This is a genomic window from Methylobacter sp. Wu8 (assembly GCF_036440755.1).
Lineage (GTDB): Bacteria > Pseudomonadota > Gammaproteobacteria > Methylococcales > Methylomonadaceae > Methylobacter_A > Methylobacter_A tundripaludum_A.
This window is the reverse complement of sequence record NZ_JAZGVT010000021.1, coordinates 1-16,352: the sequence shown is the minus strand read 5'-3', so window position 1 is coordinate 16,352 and position 16,352 is coordinate 1. Positions and strand designations below refer to the sequence as shown.

15 protein-coding genes are annotated in these 16,352 nt (G+C 49.4%); 4 read left to right on the top strand and 11 right to left on the bottom strand.

Features of this window, described 5'->3' with window-relative positions; genetic code table 11:
• Window positions 1–218: 218 nt before the first annotated feature.
• Both V3O24_RS00985 and V3O24_RS00980 read right to left on the bottom strand, forming a co-directional pair.
• Window positions 219–602 (bottom strand): 4a-hydroxytetrahydrobiopterin dehydratase, encoded by a 384-nt coding sequence (locus V3O24_RS00985; protein WP_331305763.1) that lies wholly within the window; start codon window positions 600–602, stop codon window positions 219–221.
• A 48-nt stretch (window positions 603–650) separates the two neighbouring features.
• Window positions 651–1,247, bottom strand: a complete 597-nt coding sequence (locus V3O24_RS00980; protein WP_331305762.1) for a hypothetical protein — start codon at window positions 1,245–1,247, stop codon at window positions 651–653.
• A 270-nt stretch (window positions 1,248–1,517) separates the two neighbouring features.
• On the opposite strand from V3O24_RS00980, the gene V3O24_RS00975 reads away from it, so the two are divergent.
• From V3O24_RS00975 to pgaD, 4 genes are all read left to right on the top strand, one after another.
• Window positions 1,518–1,766 carry a hypothetical protein gene (locus V3O24_RS00975; protein ID WP_104422450.1) on the top strand — a complete coding sequence of 83 codons (249 nt, stop codon included), beginning with the start codon at window positions 1,518–1,520 and terminating at the stop codon, window positions 1,764–1,766.
• Between the two features lie 184 nt (window positions 1,767–1,950).
• Complete coding sequence (gene pgaB / locus V3O24_RS00970; protein WP_331305761.1) at window positions 1,951–3,891, top strand: poly-beta-1,6-N-acetyl-D-glucosamine N-deacetylase PgaB; 1,941 nt, start codon at window positions 1,951–1,953, stop codon at window positions 3,889–3,891.
• 61 nt (window positions 3,892–3,952) lie between these two features.
• Window positions 3,953–5,281, top strand: a complete 1,329-nt coding sequence (gene pgaC / locus V3O24_RS00965; RefSeq protein ID WP_331305760.1) for a poly-beta-1,6-N-acetyl-D-glucosamine synthase — start codon at window positions 3,953–3,955, stop codon at window positions 5,279–5,281.
• Window positions 5,278–5,724 carry a poly-beta-1,6-N-acetyl-D-glucosamine biosynthesis protein PgaD gene (pgaD, locus tag V3O24_RS00960; RefSeq protein WP_331305759.1) on the top strand — a complete coding sequence of 149 codons (447 nt, stop codon included), beginning with the start codon at window positions 5,278–5,280 and terminating at the stop codon, window positions 5,722–5,724. Before pgaC ends, pgaD begins: the two co-directional genes overlap by 4 nt.
• 66 nt (window positions 5,725–5,790) lie before the next feature.
• Here the strand turns inward: pgaD and cfa are convergent, their stop codons facing one another.
• The 9 genes from cfa to V3O24_RS00915 form a co-directional block, all read right to left on the bottom strand.
• Window positions 5,791–6,930 carry a cyclopropane fatty acyl phospholipid synthase gene (gene cfa, locus V3O24_RS00955; RefSeq protein ID WP_331305758.1) on the bottom strand — a complete coding sequence of 380 codons (1,140 nt, stop codon included), beginning with the start codon at window positions 6,928–6,930 and terminating at the stop codon, window positions 5,791–5,793.
• A 165-nt stretch (window positions 6,931–7,095) separates the two neighbouring features.
• Window positions 7,096–7,614, bottom strand: coding sequence for a hypothetical protein (locus V3O24_RS00950; protein WP_146083304.1), 519 nt, complete (start codon window positions 7,612–7,614; stop codon window positions 7,096–7,098).
• A 131-nt stretch (window positions 7,615–7,745) separates the two neighbouring features.
• Entirely contained in the window at window positions 7,746–8,870 is a 1,125-nt protein-coding gene (locus V3O24_RS00945) for a fatty acid desaturase (protein ID WP_104422454.1), read from the bottom strand.
• Window positions 8,871–9,489: 619 nt separating this feature from the next.
• Window positions 9,490–10,203, bottom strand: a complete 714-nt coding sequence (locus V3O24_RS00940; protein ID WP_331305755.1) for a hypothetical protein — start codon at window positions 10,201–10,203, stop codon at window positions 9,490–9,492.
• Window positions 10,200–10,514, bottom strand: a complete 315-nt coding sequence (locus V3O24_RS00935; protein ID WP_331305754.1) for a hypothetical protein — start codon at window positions 10,512–10,514, stop codon at window positions 10,200–10,202. Before V3O24_RS00935 ends, V3O24_RS00940 begins: the two co-directional genes overlap by 4 nt.
• Window positions 10,501–11,655, bottom strand: coding sequence for a cell division protein ZapE (zapE, locus tag V3O24_RS00930; RefSeq protein ID WP_331305753.1), 1,155 nt, complete (start codon window positions 11,653–11,655; stop codon window positions 10,501–10,503). The genes V3O24_RS00935 and zapE overlap by 14 nt, the downstream gene beginning before the upstream one ends.
• 163 nt (window positions 11,656–11,818) lie before the next feature.
• Window positions 11,819–14,422, bottom strand: a complete 2,604-nt coding sequence (gene acnB, locus V3O24_RS00925) for a bifunctional aconitate hydratase 2/2-methylisocitrate dehydratase (RefSeq protein WP_331305752.1) — start codon at window positions 14,420–14,422, stop codon at window positions 11,819–11,821.
• Between the two features lie 33 nt (window positions 14,423–14,455).
• Window positions 14,456–14,791, bottom strand: coding sequence for a type II toxin-antitoxin system PemK/MazF family toxin (locus V3O24_RS00920; protein ID WP_104422458.1), 336 nt, complete (start codon window positions 14,789–14,791; stop codon window positions 14,456–14,458).
• Between the two features lie 350 nt (window positions 14,792–15,141).
• On the bottom strand, window positions 15,142–16,152 hold the full coding sequence (locus V3O24_RS00915; protein ID WP_104422460.1) for an isocitrate/isopropylmalate dehydrogenase family protein: 1,011 nt from the start codon (window positions 16,150–16,152) through the stop codon (window positions 15,142–15,144).
• Between the last annotated feature and the right edge of the window lie 200 nt (window positions 16,153–16,352).

Genomic DNA, 16,352 nt, shown 5'->3' with positions numbered 1-16,352 from the left:
TAAAGGCTAAAGGCTAAAGGCTAAAGGCTAAAGGCTAAAGGCTAAAGGCTAAAGGCTAAAGGCTAAAGGCTAAAGGCTAAAGGCTAAAGGCTAAGGCTAAAGGCTAAAGGCTAAAGGCTAAAGGGCTATATTGACGAGGTTTTTTCGCCTTGTGCCTTTCGCCCGGTTTTCAATTTCGGCTTTCATAGACAGAATGCTTGTCAACGTTATCCGGGCATCTAATCATATTTGAGGTATTTAAACCGCGGGTCGTCGGGTGTGCCTTCCAGTGCGCCGCCTTCGTTGCCGGGTTGCCACATGACCACTTCTTCGATTTTACGGGCCAATTCAAAATCTTTGTTGGTAATGCCTTTGGCGGCATGATTCATCAATTTAACGATCACAAAGGCGTAAGAAACAGTAAGGTCGGGATGATGAAATGCAGCCTCGGCCAAGTGTCCCACCGTATTGACAACCATCAGTGTCGCTTTCCAGCCGCTGGTTTTGTATTTACGCCGAATCCAGCCGTTTTCCAGATACCAGTGCGGTAATTCTTCCTTTAAGCGTTGTTCGATATCAGCATCGGAATAAGTATCTTCATGTGTACGTTCTCTCCAGCCCATAATGGTTCACCTCTTAACTTGATTATAAAGTCAGATAATCTTGTAAGCCTAAATCTCTGGCTCAAGATGCGTGGCTTCGCAGCCTTGTTGATAAAAAATAAATGACGGGGCAAATGGAACAATATCGAGCGTCAGGGTTGTTTCTTGCTTAAATAGCTTAACGGCGTCCGCTACGCTGCTGCGGAAATTGTTAAACAATTGCTTGGCCAGCTTTTCTTGCGCTTCATCCGCGCCCAGGGAAAAGGGGTCTTCACCGAGATTGGTCTCATTAATAGCTTTTTGCAGCGCTTCTGTTGCAAACAGTTGAATTTTGTTTTCGAAATCACCGAAGATTTTCGTTCCTTGTTCATGTCTAATCCGTTCTACATCGGCCGGGTCGGCATAGATCAGAAATATCCCTTTAGCGCCTTGATAATCATTTTTGCATGCACCGCCATCCATGATTCTCATCAGGTTTAATGTTTTGTCATCTTTAGCCAGTGTCAATGGCGGATTTTGACCGGACATTGGCGATGAACCGGGCGTCATTGCCGGCGCTTTATCAACAGCCGGAATGGGTTGTGCGTCTTGTTTGATCTCTTGAGTCGAGCATGCCGTCAGTACAATAAGTGTCATGCCGATTAAAATTTGTACGCTTACTTTCATAAATTACGCGATGTTTTTAGATGGGTTATCGAGCTTGGCGAGTATTGTAATCCTTAAAAAAGCCGTGAGGTGAAAAAATATGCTTGATGAGTTAAGGAATACGCTATAAATCAATAACAAATGAAAGTGTTGATTATGTATAGCTCCGTCCGGCAATTGAGAAGCGATACCTGACCCAAGGTTTTATTACAGTTGGATTAAAATTTCGCTTTACAAGCTTGCCATAAGTAATTAAAAAGTCACTTTTTAAAGACTAGATTAATTATGACTATGAAAGTATCTAAATCCGTATCCGATAAATCCGGTCCTGAAATGGGTGCCGACAAAAATAAAGATGAGGTTGATCTTGATATTGAAGGCTTCGATTTGGGTTTGAGTAATGAGTATGTAACGCTTCCTAATGAAAGCGAGCGGGCTGCAAAAAAGATGGCTGCACGCAGAAAAATTGAACTGTATTGGGAGAAAAAACGCTTGCAGGAACAACTCGGTGATTTTTATGACGAGGATCTCGATTTCTAATTCAGCCATATCGACGGGGGAGGGGCGCCGTTCATTGAGAGTGTAAAATACTACGGTTGAGCGAATTTTGCAGTCTGAAGCCGGCTGTATGATCATGCTCTATCTATTATTCAATCCGGTTTGCAGATTTTTCGGTTAATATTGTCGGCCGTCGGTGAGTTTTTCTTTTTGCAATCTGGATGTCATGACCATTTTTACTTCTGTTACAGTCGCCAATTACGTCAAAAAAGCGTGCTTGTTGGTTTTTCTTATTGGATTTTTCGGCACCGTATCAGCCAAAGAACATCATTTTTTTGTTCTTAATTATCACGACATACTTACTGCCGAAGATGCTAGACGTTCTGTTGATAAAATGGATGTTGGTGTCGAGCATCTTGAAGAGCATCTAGGATGGTTGAAAAACAAAGGCTACAAGATAGTCAGCGTACAAAATGTCCTTGATGCGGCCGCAGGCAAGGATTCATTACCCGATAAAGCCGCTCTGTTGACTTTTGATGACGGCTACCAGAGTTTTTATACCCGTGTCTTTCCCCTATTAAAAAAATATCATTACCCCGCTACTGTTGCTCTGGTGGGAACCTGGATGGACGGCAACGTCACTGCCGACGATCCGGGCAAGCCATTACTCAGTTGGGAGCAGGTAAGAGAAATGGTGCAGTCCGGTTTGGTGGAAGTGGCCTCGCACAGTTACGACCTGCATAAAGGCGTGAACGCCAATCCTCAAGCCAATTCGCAGGCTGCGGCGGTTACCCGGCTGTATGACGACCCGATGCTGGTTTACGAAACCGATGAACAGTATCGCGAACGTATCCATACAGCTCTGTTGAAAAGTGCTGAGTTCATTTTTCAGCATGTCGGTGTCAGGCCTAGGGTGATGGTCTGGCCTTATGGCGAATATAATCAAATTGCCGTGCAGGCATCGCGTGAAGCGGGAATGCCGATAACGATGAGGTTGGACGACGGTTCAAATACGTTGGCGGATATAAGCACCTTACGTCGTTTGATCATGGTGGATAATCCCGATGTCAAGCAATTTGCAGACATCGTTACAGGATTGCGCGCCAACAGGTCTTTGCGGGTAGCGCATCTGGATATGGATTATCTTTACGATAAAGACCCCAAGCAAACCGAGCATAATCTGGATGCCGTGGTTCAACGCATCAAAGACATGCATATCAATACGGTCTATTTACAGGCCTATGCCGATCCCGACGGCGATGGCAACGCCGATGCGTTATATTTCCCTAATCGCCATTTGCCGGTAAAACAGGATTTGTTCAGCCGGGTTGCCTGGCAGTTAAAAACCGTAGCCAGAGTCAAGGTTTATGCCTGGATGCCGATTATGGCCTATCAGGGCAACCTGCCGGAATCGTGGTATGTTCAGGAATGGCGGGACGGCAAGGCGCAAAAATCCAGCCATATCTACACCCGGCTGTCGCCGTTCAATCCCGAAGCGCGCCAGTATGTGGCGGAAATTTACGAAGATTTGGCCAAATATTGCAGCTTTGACGGCATCTTGTTTCATGACGACGGCATTTTATCGGATTATGAAGATGTATCTCCGCTGGCCTTGGCCTATGCGAAAGAGGCATGGGGCCTGCCCGATCAATTCGAGCAGTTGCATTCGACCAGCGCAATGCGCATGGCGTGGGCGCAACATAAAACCGAGTTGATTAATCAATTTACCGATGAGCTGGCAAGCCGGGTCCGTACTTACCGGCCCGACATAAAGACTGCGCGTAATTTTTATGCGCTGCCTTTGTTAAAGCCCTACAGCGAAGAATGGTACGCCCAGTCTTTTACCTCCTTTTTAGCGCATTACGATTACGTTGCGATTGAAGCCATGCCGTTTATGGAAGAGGCGGAAAATCCGAAGCAGTGGCTTACACAACTGGTAAAAACTGCGGCCAAGCAGCCTGACGGCCTTAAAAAGACCGTGTTTGAACTGCAATCGGTCGATTGGAAAACCCAACAGAAAATCCCGATGCCGGTATTTATCGAACAACTGGAGTTGTTGAAAAAACTCGGCGTCAGTCACATCGGTTATTACCCCGATAATGTTTTTGAGGATCAGCCACGCTTGGTGGATTTGCAACAACATTTCTCACTTCCTATTTTGCCCTGACCATGAATTTTGTCTCAATCAACCTGCATAGGGTGGGCGATGCTGCACACCCTGGAAAATCATGAAGACTTCATTGCAGAACCTTAGCACTCTGTTACAGAGCCTATGGCATGACTTTGTGTCTGCATGGGGGCCGTTAGATGGCGTTATCGAAGGATTCATTTATTACTATCCTTTGTTTATGGCCTACATCTGGATGTTCGGCGCGATTATTTTTTATTTTCGCTATGAATGGCACCAACGAGGCAATGACGAACACCTGCCGGAATTAACCGATTACCCGCCGGTTTCAATATTGATACCCTGTTATAACGAAGGGGAGAATGTGCGTGAAACCGTGGAAATTTTACTGCGGCAGAAATACCCGGCATTTGAAATTATCGCCGTTAATGACGGCAGCAAAGACAACACCCTGGAAATATTGCAGGAGCTGGCCGAACAACATAGTCGGCTGCGTGTGGTCAATTTGCATACCAATCAGGGCAAGGCGATGGGCTTGCGTACCGCCGCATTGCTGGCCAACAATGAAATCCTGATTTGCATCGACGGCGATGCGCTGTTGGCTCCCGAAGCCATCGCCTGGATGGTCCGGCATTTCCAGGCTAATCCCAATGTGGGGGCGGTCACCGGCAATCCGCGTATACGCAACCGCTCCACGCTATTGGGCCGGATCCAGGTCGGCGAATTCTCGGCCATCGTCGGCATGATCAAACGGGCGCAACGCTCTTACGGACAAGTATTCACCGTCTCCGGCGTTATTGCTGCATTCCGCAAATCCGCGTTGCACAGTGTCGGTTACTGGAGCAACGACATGGTCACCGAAGACATCGACATCAGCTGGAAATTACAGCTGGCCGGCTGGTCGATCTATTTCGAGCCGAACGCCTTGTGTTGGGTGCTGATGCCGGAGACCCTGCAAGGCTTATGGAAACAGCGGATGCGCTGGGCGCAGGGCGGAACTGAAGTGTTGCTGCGCTATTTTCGCGAGCTGTTTCGCTGGTCGTCGCGCGGCATGTGGCTGTTATACGGCGAATGCCTGATCAGTATCTTTTGGGCGTTTTTGATCCTGTTGCATGTGCTTTACGCACCCGTGGACTTGTTTACCGAATCGACCAATGACTCGTTGCACGATTTAAGCCCTAACTGGACCAGCATGTTGCTGAGCCTGACCTGCCTGATACAGTTTGCCGTCAGTCTGTTCATCGATTCGCGTTACGAATACCGGACCGGCGGCGTCGCGCGCTATTATTACTGGATGGTCTGGTACCCCATCGTATATTGGCTGATAAACGTCGGCACGACCATCGTCGGCTCGATCCGGGCGATAAAAAAGAAACGCGGGCAACGCGCGATATGGGTCACCGTGGACAGAGGCTTGCGCGAGAAATGAAAGAGTACATTATTAACGCACCGCAGCTGCAAAGCCTGCGAAAACGAATAAGCGCTTTATTGGTTTGGGTCGTCTGTTGGATTATGTGGATTTATTTGCTGGTCCCGTTGGTCACCCTAAGCAGTTGGGTGCTGGGCGATAAAAACATGATCAATGAAATGCGCTGGTTCGGCGGTTACAAAAGCCTGCTGGAACTGATGGAGATTTACGTTGTAACCTTGCTGGTCATGGCGGCGCTCTGGTTATGCTGGGTACTCTACCGCACCTTACGGAGCAGAGTGATGCATCCGTCGGCCCATAAAGTTGTCAACGATGCGGAGCTATGCGCGTTTTATCAAGTGAAAACCGGTGAATTGCAACAGTGCCGGGATGCAGCAATGATTACCGTTTATTTTGATGATCACGGGCATATCGTTCATCTTGATCCGCATATAAACCGGTAGGCGAGGGCCGTGTTGTGCGTACCATCAGGATACGCACAACACGCCGATATGGCATATATTAATAAATTAGCGGACCGATACATACCCTCCGGGCACGCCGTTTTTGGATAAAACAATCTGCCAAAGCTGATTTTCCCGCGATCGGAACGCCCCCGCACAAGACAGCAAATAATATTTCCACATCCGGTAAAAACGCTCGTCGTAGTTGGCGGCGATCCCGCTCCAGCCGGCATCAAAGTTGTCAAACCAACACATCAAGGTTTTATCGTAATCGGCGCCGAAATTATGCAAATCTTCGACAATAAACTTGTCTTCAGTGGCTTTGGCAATTTGTTTGATCGAAGGCAGCATGCCGCCGGGAAAAATATATTTTTCCATCCACGGATCGACGGTAATGACCGATCTATTGCCGCCGATGGTGTGTAACAGAAACAGGCCGTCATCGTTGAGGCATTTCCTCGCAACCTTCATGTAGTGGGCGTAGTTTTTGTAGCCGACGTGCTCAAACATGCCAATCGATACAATATGATCAAAGGTTTCGTTGAGATTGCGGTAATCGGTCAGGCGTATTTCAACCGGAAGATTGGCGCACAAGGATTGACTCAACGCATATTGTTCTTCCGACAGCGTGATGCCGACGCAAGAAACCCGGTAATGTTCGGCCGCATATTTCATAAAACCGCCCCATCCGCAGCCCATATCCAGTATTTTTTGTCCCGGCTGTAGATTCAGTTTTCTGCATATCAAGTCGAATTTGTGTTGTTGCGCTTGATCCAGCGTGTTGGCTTTACGCCAATAGCCGCAGCTGTAAGCCAGGCTTTTATCGAGCATTGCGCTGTATAAATCATTACCAATATCGTAATGGTGTTTGATGATGTCGGAAGTGAGATGCTTGCTTTGCTGATTGGAAAAATAAGCCAGCAGGCTTTTTTTGATGACGTGCGGATTGAGAGAGACTTTCTTTTTAATTTGGGCCAGACAGATTTTACAAAATAGCTCGTCGAGTTGGCCTGAGTCCCACCAGCCGTCCATATAGGCCTCGCCCATCCCCACCGAGCCTTGAGTGAGGACTCTTTCATACAAATCGGCGTTATAGACGCGAATATCCCACGGGTTATCGCCATTAAAAGTTATGTTTGATCCTTCCAGTAATTTTTCCAGTTTCAGTCTGAATTTATTATATTTATTATCAATTGAATTACTCATAGTTACGACCTAATTAGACCTGAAAAACAGGCACTGCCGGCTACAAATCGGTTAAATAAACCGACGCTTCTTACTAACAGCAAGGCTGGTATGATAATAAGAATTCGATTTTTTTGGCAAATTGCAGATGTATTGAGCTTATAGGAGAAATCCCATCGCCTCGATTTATCCGCCGTTGCACCATCCGCAACCCAGCAAGAAATGTTTTTCATCAACAGGCGTTAGAGTGACGGTAGGCGGGCATCGAGAAGGCGATGGCTGTTCGGAGACGAAGCGGCCAAGGCTTGTGTCGGTGAACGGTTTGGTCGCCAGCAGTTTGAGAGTCTTAATCGCATCCCGATAGTCGCCTTCGAAGTAGGCATAAGTGAAAGCCGCGAAATCGACGTGCGAGTTTTCTGTTTCGGATATGACGGCTGCTGCCGTTGCGCCGGCCAAGCGCAACGGTTTACGCAAGATTACCACCGCCTTATATGAAGTGCCGTCGCCAAAACCGTGGGCGGCATACCCCGATTCAAAGTCGCTTCCTCGCTGAGCCAGCCGATATACGGCTTCAGCCGGATTACCTTTGCAAACGAGCGCATTGGAAAGCACTCGGTGTATATCCTGTTCACCGGCATAGGCCTGAAACGTACAGGCAATTGCGATCACAGCGAGAACGTGGGCTAGAGGGAAACGGGTTCGCATTTTGCTTCCTAAGGTAAAATGAGTAAGGCTCGGATTACATCCATGTCGGCAGTCCATGCCGACATGAGGAGCTATTTAAACAAAGTGATAGGCGGCAAGACTCCGCCTTCTAAAAAATTACCGTGTCTTTTTTATGCAACGGCCGGCTTCAACATCGAAGTTTTTCCCACCATAATGTCCACTGCTTTCAATAGCCTTTTAAAAACAGACTGTTGTAAATAGGGGATATTATGTTTTTTGCACAACGCCCTCACTTGAGGCTGCACTTTTTGATATTGGCTCAACGGCATGTCCGGCCATAGATGATGCTCGATTTGATAATTCAACCAGCCGTAAAAGAAATCATTAAAATTAGAACCGGTCGGATAATTTACCGAGCCCAAAATCTGGCGCAGGTAAAACTCGCCTTTGCCTTTGGCTTTTTCGTCAAACATCATCACATCATCCCCGGCATGATTCGGGATCATCACCAGAAAACTGTGCATGTTGGTGAAAATTTCCGCCAGAATTGAATTAATCAACACGCTGAGAGCGGCAAAACTTCCCAGCGGCAAAAACAGCAAAGGCAGCAACACAAAACGATAGGCGATGTAAGGCAAAATACTTTGCAGCCAGAACGCTCGTCCTTGTTGGGTAAACAGGCTCCAGGCGCCTGTACGGGTCATAACCGGTTCCGGCTCGCCCTGTTGCCTGGCGGAATTCAAGTGCAATTCCTTGTGTGTTCTGGGCGTGTAATAAACCAGTTTCCATATCCCGGAAAACAACGCCACGATCACATAGCGCAGCCACATCGGCAGGCTGGATTGTCTCAGCCATTCCATATTGTGTTGCGCATTATTGGGGTCGGCTTTTTCACCCAAACTGTAATGATGCAAGACGTTATGCTCATGATGCCAGCCCGCGACAGTAAACCAGTCCGGCCAATCCATAAACCGCCGCCAACCTTGTGCGAATTTTTTGCTGGTGTAATTTTTATCAACGCCTTCAACTTTGTTGTAGGCTCTATGAACAACCGGATGTCCTACTTGTGTCCAGCGCGTGAAACTGCCTTGGCTGATCAACAGCGCGGAAACCGGATTGGGGAAGATCCAGGCCGTGCCGTAACCGATGATCGAGCAAATTTTTCCCCAGCGTTCCATTTTGGTTAAATGGTCAAAATCGTCAATGCCGATATTGGCTAGGGCTTGTTGGTGAATTTCGCCGATGTCCTTGGCTAATTGCTCACGGTCTACCGATTGATAACTGTGTAAACTCAAAACTTGCGCCCCTGTAAGTGCAATGGTGGATAACTTCACTGCTGCGGTGAAGTTTGTGATGGTCAAAAAGCCGAACAGGATAGGGCTTTATCGGTTATTTTCCTAATTATATTGTTGGTTCGGCGCTCTGCGGCGCTGTTCACGGTTAAGGATTGATAATTTTATTTTCAACAAGATATTTTGCGGGCGGTGACTTTTCGCTCGTTTCGCTCGTTCCCAAGCTCCAGCTTGGGAATGCAGTCTTGGAAGCTCCAGCTTCCCGACTCGCGAAGCTGGAGCTTCGCTAACTGGGTTCCCAAGCCGGAGCTTGGGAACCAGCGCAAAAATCTTGTCGTGGCTACCCGGCAGAACTTTTAGTTGCCGGACGAGTTTAGTTTATTAGTTATTCTCAGTGCAACAAAATCGAGCGAAAAGTAAAACCGAAAAGTGATGCTATCCATTTAATGCGGAAAGATCAGGGACTGGCCGGAAAGTTGAACTGGAAAGCCGGGCGGGGCATGTTGCCCCGCCCGAAACGTTTTAGTTGGCTCAGGCACCGAAGAAACGTTAGGGGCGGGGTTACAAACCCCGCCCCGCTTGGGGAAAACAGAGTATCTACATGGCCTTGGGATTTACTGCTCTATGGCCGTTCGCAAAGATTAGTCCCTTCTACGAGTAGGTCACGAACTGAGGTAGCCAGCCAATTAAACATGGCCTCAAGCTCCGATACGCCGAGATTAAAAGCTTCTGTGCTTGTTGTTCTTACGAAGTCCTGCTTCTCAGTAGGCGGTAATTCAGCACCCATGTTCAAAGTGTAGTTGATCGGAATATCTGAACGATGGTTCATTCTATTGCGCCGATCTTTCAAACACTTGTAATCATCTGAAGCTATAAGCACTTGGAGCCTAGCTTTTAACGCTAATGTCTCATCTTGCTCCAACAGAAGTCTATTGAATTCAGAGGGATTGGAATGCCATTTATCTCTCTTGTTAGCAAGAAGTTGCGGATCGAGTAACTCTAGGTGTCTTGCCAAAGCATAGAGTGCGTAGCAAGTGGTTTCTACACAGGATAAGCCAGCTGTAAAAAATCCGAAAAGGGCGCGTTCGCGCAAATAGATTTCCTCCGACGACGCCTTATCGCAATGATTCCATAAATCTATCCACTTATTCATATCCTCGTAACAGCCTCTAAAGCGCCATCCGATGAGGTTTGTTGCGCCAGCATATTCTTGCCACGTTGCACCGGGTATTTCAAGCGTTAAGATACTATCGGCTGCTGTTTTGAAAGCCTCCATCTCGCGGAAAGGGAAGTTACTGGGCAAATTGATCGAGTGCACTTTACTTAAAATCATCATTCATAAATCCTTAAGTTGCGTCGGGCAGCTTCTTTTCGTTGCCCAGCATTGGTCTCATCCTTGATACGGTTTGCATATTTACCACGCACAAACTCGCCAAAATCCGACCTTTTATATTTCGGTCTCAGCTCATCCGTTATTTCTGATTTAACCTTTTTCATAGATTTTCCTTTCAGTGTGGGTTGCCGTTCGTACGGATATTGTGTGAACCATATGTTCTCGGTCAGTGTGCCGTTATTCAATATTGATGGCAAACTTTTTATGCCGGAATTCAATGCCTCAAAATAACAGCCGCTATCACCGACTGGCATGCTCAATATGCAAATAACTCTCCGATTGCATATCGATCAATCTCGACACTGTCCGTTCGAATTCAAACGAGCCTTCGCCGGATGTGTAAAGCTCCTGAGCCGGTACTTCGGCGGTGCAGATCAGTTTCACTTTATGTTCGTACAGCGCATCGATTAGCGTGACAAAGCGCTTGGCTTCGTTGCATTTTTCGATGGTCAGTTTGGGAATGTCAGCCAGGATCACGATGTCGAAGCGGTTGCCGATTTCCAGGTAGTCGGCGGGGCCTAAGGCGTGCATGCACAGCTCGTCAAAGGAAGTCAGGGCGACATTGCCGTACACCGCAGACAGCATCACCTTTCTGCCTAATACCTCCACAACGCCCGGTTTCAGCGGGGCGAAATGGGTTAATTCGTTATAGCTTTGGCGCACGAATTTTGCGGCCTGTTGATCCAGCGGATAATAATAAGTCGTCTTTAGCGCGTGTAGATGGCTGAGCCGGTAATCCTGGTCTGCAACCAGCTCGATGACCTTGGCTTTTTCTTGCAGGAGTCCGACAAAAGGCAGGAACAGCTCCCGTTGCAGGCCGTCATGATAGAGTTCGTTGGGATGACAGTTGGAGGTGATTACGACGACGATGCCCAGTTCAAACAGCCTGCGGAACAGCCGCACCAAAAGCATCGCATCGGCGATGTCGGACACATGAAACTCGTCGAAGCAAAGCAGCAGTTCGGATGCCCTAATATGCTTTGCCAAGGCGGAAATGGCGTCGGTATTGTGTTGCTTGCGCCATTGGTGGATGAAAGCGTGGACTTCCAGCATGAAGGCATGAAAATGTACCCGACGTTTTTGGGGGATCGGGCAGGTTTCAAAAAACAAATCCATCAACATGGATTTGCCGCGGCCTACGTTGCCGAAGATATACAGACTCTTGTAGTTGGCAGGTGGGGGTAAGAGTAGTTTATGCAGGCTTGATTTTTGATTGTACTCGACAGCAGCGCTTAAGTTGTCGAGCAAGGTTTGCAGGTGTTGCAGGGCGGTGATTTGCGCGGGTTCGTGTTGGATGTGGCCTTGCGTGACTAGAGCATTGTATTGCTTTTCCAGTAAGCCTGATTGGTTCTTGGATTGTTCAGCGGGTGTCTGGTGGAAAAGCTTTTTTAGCATAAGTGGGTGTTACCTCGTTCCCACGCGCTGCGTGGGAATGCAGTTAAGGCGCGCTGCGCCACGGGGTAGGCGCAACGTCTGATAACGTAGCCAGTACAAGCACGGGACGCAACGCGTCCAGTAAGGCGTTCCCACGCAGCGCGTGGGGACGAGAAGAACTTTGTTAGCCTCCGCCAGCCTTCTTCCGATAACTATCCATTTGATCAAAGTTCAGGTAACGGTAAGTATCCTCGGCTGTTTCGTTGATCTGACTTGCATAGTGCATATATTCGTCGAAAGTCGGAATCTTGCCCAGGATCGAACACACCGCCGCCAGTTCGGCCGATGACAGGTACACGTTAGCACCATTGCCCAGGCGATTCGGGAAGTTTCGCGTCGATGTGGAAACCACGGTGGAATTTTCAGCGACCCGCGCCTGATTGCCCATGCATAACGAACACCCCGGCATTTCGGTGCGCGCTCCGGCTTTGCCGAAGGTGCTGTAATAGCCTTCCTCGGTCAATTGGGTTTGATCCATTTTGGTCGGCGGGGCAACCCACAAACGGGTCGGCAATTCGCCTTTTTGCTTTTCCAGCAATTTACCGGCGGCGCGGAAATGGCCGATATTGGTCATGCAGGAACCCAGGAAAACCTCGTCGATTTTAGTCCCGGCCACGGCGGACAGCGGTTTTATGTCGTCAGGGTCGTTGGGGCAGGCCAGCAACGGTTCCTTGATTTCAGTCATATCGATTTCGATGATTTCATGGTATTCCGCATCGGCGTCCGGCCCCAGCAATACCGGGTTAGCCAGCCACTCTTCCATCGCTTTGATCCGGCGCTCTATCGTGCGTACATCGCCGTATCCTTCGGCTATCATCCATTTCAGCAGGGTGATGTTGGAATTCAGGTACTCTCGGATCGGCGCTTCATTCAGGCGCACCGTGCAGCCGCCGGCGGAGCGTTCCGCAGATGCGTCGGACAGTTCGAAAGCCTGCTCCACTTTTAAATCCGGTAGGCCTTCGATTTCCAGGATGCGGCCTGAGAACACGTTCTTCTTGCCCTGCTTTTCAACGGTCAGTAAACCGCGCTGTATCGCCACATAAGGAATTGCATTGACCAGATCGCGCAATGTAATGCCCGGCTGCATTTCGCCTTTAAAGCGAACCAAAACCGATTCGGGCATATCCAGCGGCATCACGCCGGTTGCGGCGGCAAACGCGACCAGCCCTGAACCGGCGGGGAATGAAATGCCGATAGGGAAGCGGGTGTGCGAGTCGCCGCCGGTGCCGACGGTGTCCGGCAGCAACATCCGGTTTAGCCAGGAATGGATAATGCCGTCGCCGGGACGGAGCGATACGCCGCCGCGGTTCATGATGAAATCCGGCAGCGTGTGCTGCATGGTGACGTCAATCGGCTTCGGATACGCCGCAGTGTGGCAGAACGATTGCAATACCAAGTCGGCGGAAAAACCCAGACAGGCCAGGTCTTTCAACTCGTCGCGGGTCATCGGTCCCGTGGTGTCTTGGGAACCCACGGTAGTCATGTGTGGTTCGCAATACGTGTTGGGGCGAACGCCCGTAACGCCGCAGGCTTGGCCTACCATTTTTTGCGCCAGCGTAAAGCCTTTGCCGCTGTCTTCGGCGGCAACCGGACGGGAAAAAACCGTCGATGCAGGCAAGCCCAGCACCTTTCGCGCACGGTCGGTCAAACCCCGGCCGATAATCAGCGGAATACGGCCGCCGGCGCGTACTTCGTCCAGGATCACGTCGGTTTTCAGTTCGAACTTGCAGATCAGTTCGCCGCTATCATGCCTTTTGACTTCGCCTGCATACGGGTAAATGTCGATCACATCGCCCATCGCCATCTGGGTCACATCGCATTCAAAGGGCAGGGCGCCTGAGTCTTCCATCGTGTTGAAGAAGATCGGCGCGATTTTGCCGCCGATGCAAACCCCGCCTTCGCGTTTGTTCGGAATGTATGGAATATCATTGCCCATGAACCACAATACGGAGTTGGTCGCCGATTTGCGCGACGAGCCGGTGCCGACCACGTCACCGACATAAGCGACCGGAAAGCCTTTTTGCTTGAGTTCGGCGATTTGCTGTTCGGCATTGGTAATGCCCTCGCGCGGCATTTTCAGCATGGCTTTGGCATGCAGCGGAATGTCCGGTCTGGACCAAGCATCGGGAGCCGGAGACAGATCGTCGGTATTGGTTTCGCCGCTTACCTTGAACACGGTGACGGTCAGTTTTTCAGGCACTTTGGGCTTGCTGGTGAACCATTCGGCTTCCGCCCAGGAATTAAGCACCTGCTTGGCAAACGGGTTACCGGCGTCGGCTTTTTCCTGCACGTCGTGGAAAGCGTCGAATATCAACAAGGTATGGGACAGCGCCTTGGCCGCAATCGGAGCCAAGGCTTCGTTATCCAGCAAATCGATTAACGGTGCGATGTTGTAACCGCCCAGCATGGTACCCAGCAGTTCGGTGGCGCGCGCCGCATCCAGGATCGGCGAGCTGACTTCGCCTTTTGCGACAGCCGCCAGGAATCCCGCTTTAACGTAAGCCGCCTCGTCAACACCGGCGGGAACGCGGTTAGCCAGCAGGTCGAGGATGAACTCTTCCTCGGCAACTGGTAACTGCGTTGCTCTACCTCCTGCATCATACAAGTCTCTAGCAGGCGGTTGTTTAATCAGCTCAACCAAAGCGGCGGTCTGTTCTGCATCAAGCGGCTTAGGGACTATGCCTTCGGCGGCGCGTTCTGCTACGTGTTTACGGTATTGTTCTAGCATTGGGGATTTCCTGGGGAAAAGGTTTAAACGGTATCAAACAACGCCTAGGAACACTGCGAGTGTCCTATTAATGGCCAACATGTCTTCTTCGGTGATGTGTCCAAACACATCGCCAATTTTTTCTCGGGGTACGGTTTGCGCTTTATCTACCATAACTTCAGATGGTTTGCATAGCCCGTTTTTTTCGGTAGGTTTAATCGGAATCCGAAATAATGGCGTACCACGAAGATCGCTTGTTACAGGAAGGATGGTCACTGATGGATGTTCTGAAAATAGGTCGGACTGAATGATCAATGCGGGTCGTGGCTTGCCGTAAGCGCCTTGCAAAGCAATCGTGACCAGATCGCCACGCCTCGGTAACTGCTCCATGCGTTACTCCACCTCCTGCATCCATGCAGCCGTCATTCCCAACCCTCTGTGTCCGCCGAAGCCTCCAGCCAATTCAATGTATCGGCTTCTTGGGAGTCGCCGCGTAGAGCAAGCGACTGGCGGCGGCATTCATCCGCAAAGTCGCTGCTCCGGGTATCCGGCACCCAGATCTGAACGGGCCGCAGCCCGGAAGCTCGCAACCCTGCGCGATGCTTTTGTACGCGTGTGGCTACATTGGTCTTCATAAGCCCTCCTAATGAGTTACATGTAACATTCTAGTGCAATATCACATGCACCTCAACGAAAAGCATTGGTTGTTCCGGTGTCTCGGCATTCAGTGGCTGGTGTAACTATTTCATTGCCGCAACAATCGCATTGCCCATCTCAACCGTCCCGCATTTCGATTGCGGGTTAAGGTCCGGCGTAACAAACTTGCCTTCTTTGACTACTTTTTCAACGGCTGTTTGGATTTTATCCGCCGCGTCGTGTTCGCCGAGATGATGCAGCATCATGACTCCTGCCATGATAACGGCGGTAGGATTCGCCAGGTTTTTGCCGGTGATGTCCGGTGCGCTGCCATGCACGGCTTCGAATAATGCCGCATCGGTGCCGATATTGGCGCCGGGAATCAAGCCCAGTCCTCCTACCAGACCGGCGGTCAAATCGGACAGGATGTCGCCGAACATGTTGGTGCAGACGATCACATCAAACTGGGTCGGGTCCATCACCATGTGCATGCAGGCTGCATCGATGATTTTTTCGTCAAACTGAATGTCGGGATATTTCGGGGCGATTTCCCTGGCGACATCCAGAAACAAGCCTTGGGTGTATTTTAAAATATTGGCTTTATGGCAAACGGTGACTTTTTTGCGGTTGTTGTCCCGTGCGTATTTAAAGGCATACTCGATAATCCTTTCCGATCCTGCCCGGGTGACGACGGCCAGACTTTCAGCGATGTCTTTTTTAGGCGTCAGGTAATGTTCGAGTCCTGCGTAGAGCCCTTCGGTATTTTCCCTGACGATCACAATATCGACGTTATCGAAACGGGTTTGTACGCCCGGCCAGTTTTTGGCGGGGCGGACATTGGCGTACAGGTCGTATTTTTGTCGCAACGCCACGTTAATGCTTCTAAAACCCGTGCCGACTACCGTGGTCAGCGGGCCTTTAAACGCCAGACGGGTTTTGTCTATTGACGCCATGGTTTCATCCGGCAGCGGTGTGCCGAACTGTTCGAAAGCGGCCAAACCGGCATACGCTTCTTCCCACTGAATTTTTACGCCGGACGCATCAATAACTTTTACAGCCTCATCCATTATCGATGGGCCGATACCATCGCCTTTTATTAACGTAACTGCGTGCATTCATTTCTCCATCAAATTAAAAAAAACAGCTAATTATAGTGCTTTAGGCCGGTCTTTATCCAGTTGCAGAGCTTAAATGATCAGGGCAATCGCGCTTAAAAGTGCTTGAAAATATAATTTAGATGAGGTAATAATCCTATCATTTTGATTTTCAATGACAGCAAAACCAACACCTTCTATTATCCATCACTTTTCAAGCA

Excerpts from the sequence above, each read along its gene's own strand:
- cfa (WP_331305758.1), bottom strand. The coding sequence starts at position 6,930 with ATGAGTAATTCAATTGATAATAAATATAATAAATTCAGACTGAAACTG.
- V3O24_RS00950 (WP_146083304.1), bottom strand. The coding sequence starts at position 7,614 with ATGCGAACCCGTTTCCCTCTAGCCCACGTTCTCGCTGTGATCGCAATT.
- V3O24_RS00940 (WP_331305755.1), bottom strand. The coding sequence starts at position 10,203 with ATGATGATTTTAAGTAAAGTGCACTCGATCAATTTGCCCAGTAACTTC.
- pgaD (WP_331305759.1), top strand. The coding sequence starts at position 5,278 with ATGAAAGAGTACATTATTAACGCACCGCAGCTGCAAAGCCTGCGAAAA.
- V3O24_RS00980 (WP_331305762.1), bottom strand. The coding sequence starts at position 1,247 with ATGAAAGTAAGCGTACAAATTTTAATCGGCATGACACTTATTGTACTG.
- V3O24_RS00920 (WP_104422458.1), bottom strand. The coding sequence starts at position 14,791 with ATGGAGCAGTTACCGAGGCGTGGCGATCTGGTCACGATTGCTTTGCAA.
- V3O24_RS00985 (WP_331305763.1), bottom strand. The coding sequence starts at position 602 with ATGGGCTGGAGAGAACGTACACATGAAGATACTTATTCCGATGCTGAT.
- acnB (WP_331305752.1), bottom strand. The coding sequence starts at position 14,422 with ATGCTAGAACAATACCGTAAACACGTAGCAGAACGCGCCGCCGAAGGC.
- pgaC (WP_331305760.1), top strand. The coding sequence starts at position 3,953 with ATGAAGACTTCATTGCAGAACCTTAGCACTCTGTTACAGAGCCTATGG.
- V3O24_RS00915 (WP_104422460.1), bottom strand. The coding sequence starts at position 16,152 with ATGCACGCAGTTACGTTAATAAAAGGCGATGGTATCGGCCCATCGATA.
- pgaB (WP_331305761.1), top strand. The coding sequence starts at position 1,951 with ATGACCATTTTTACTTCTGTTACAGTCGCCAATTACGTCAAAAAAGCG.
- zapE (WP_331305753.1), bottom strand. The coding sequence starts at position 11,655 with ATGCTAAAAAAGCTTTTCCACCAGACACCCGCTGAACAATCCAAGAAC.
- V3O24_RS00935 (WP_331305754.1), bottom strand. The coding sequence starts at position 10,514 with ATGCCAGTCGGTGATAGCGGCTGTTATTTTGAGGCATTGAATTCCGGC.
- V3O24_RS00975 (WP_104422450.1), top strand. The coding sequence starts at position 1,518 with ATGAAAGTATCTAAATCCGTATCCGATAAATCCGGTCCTGAAATGGGT.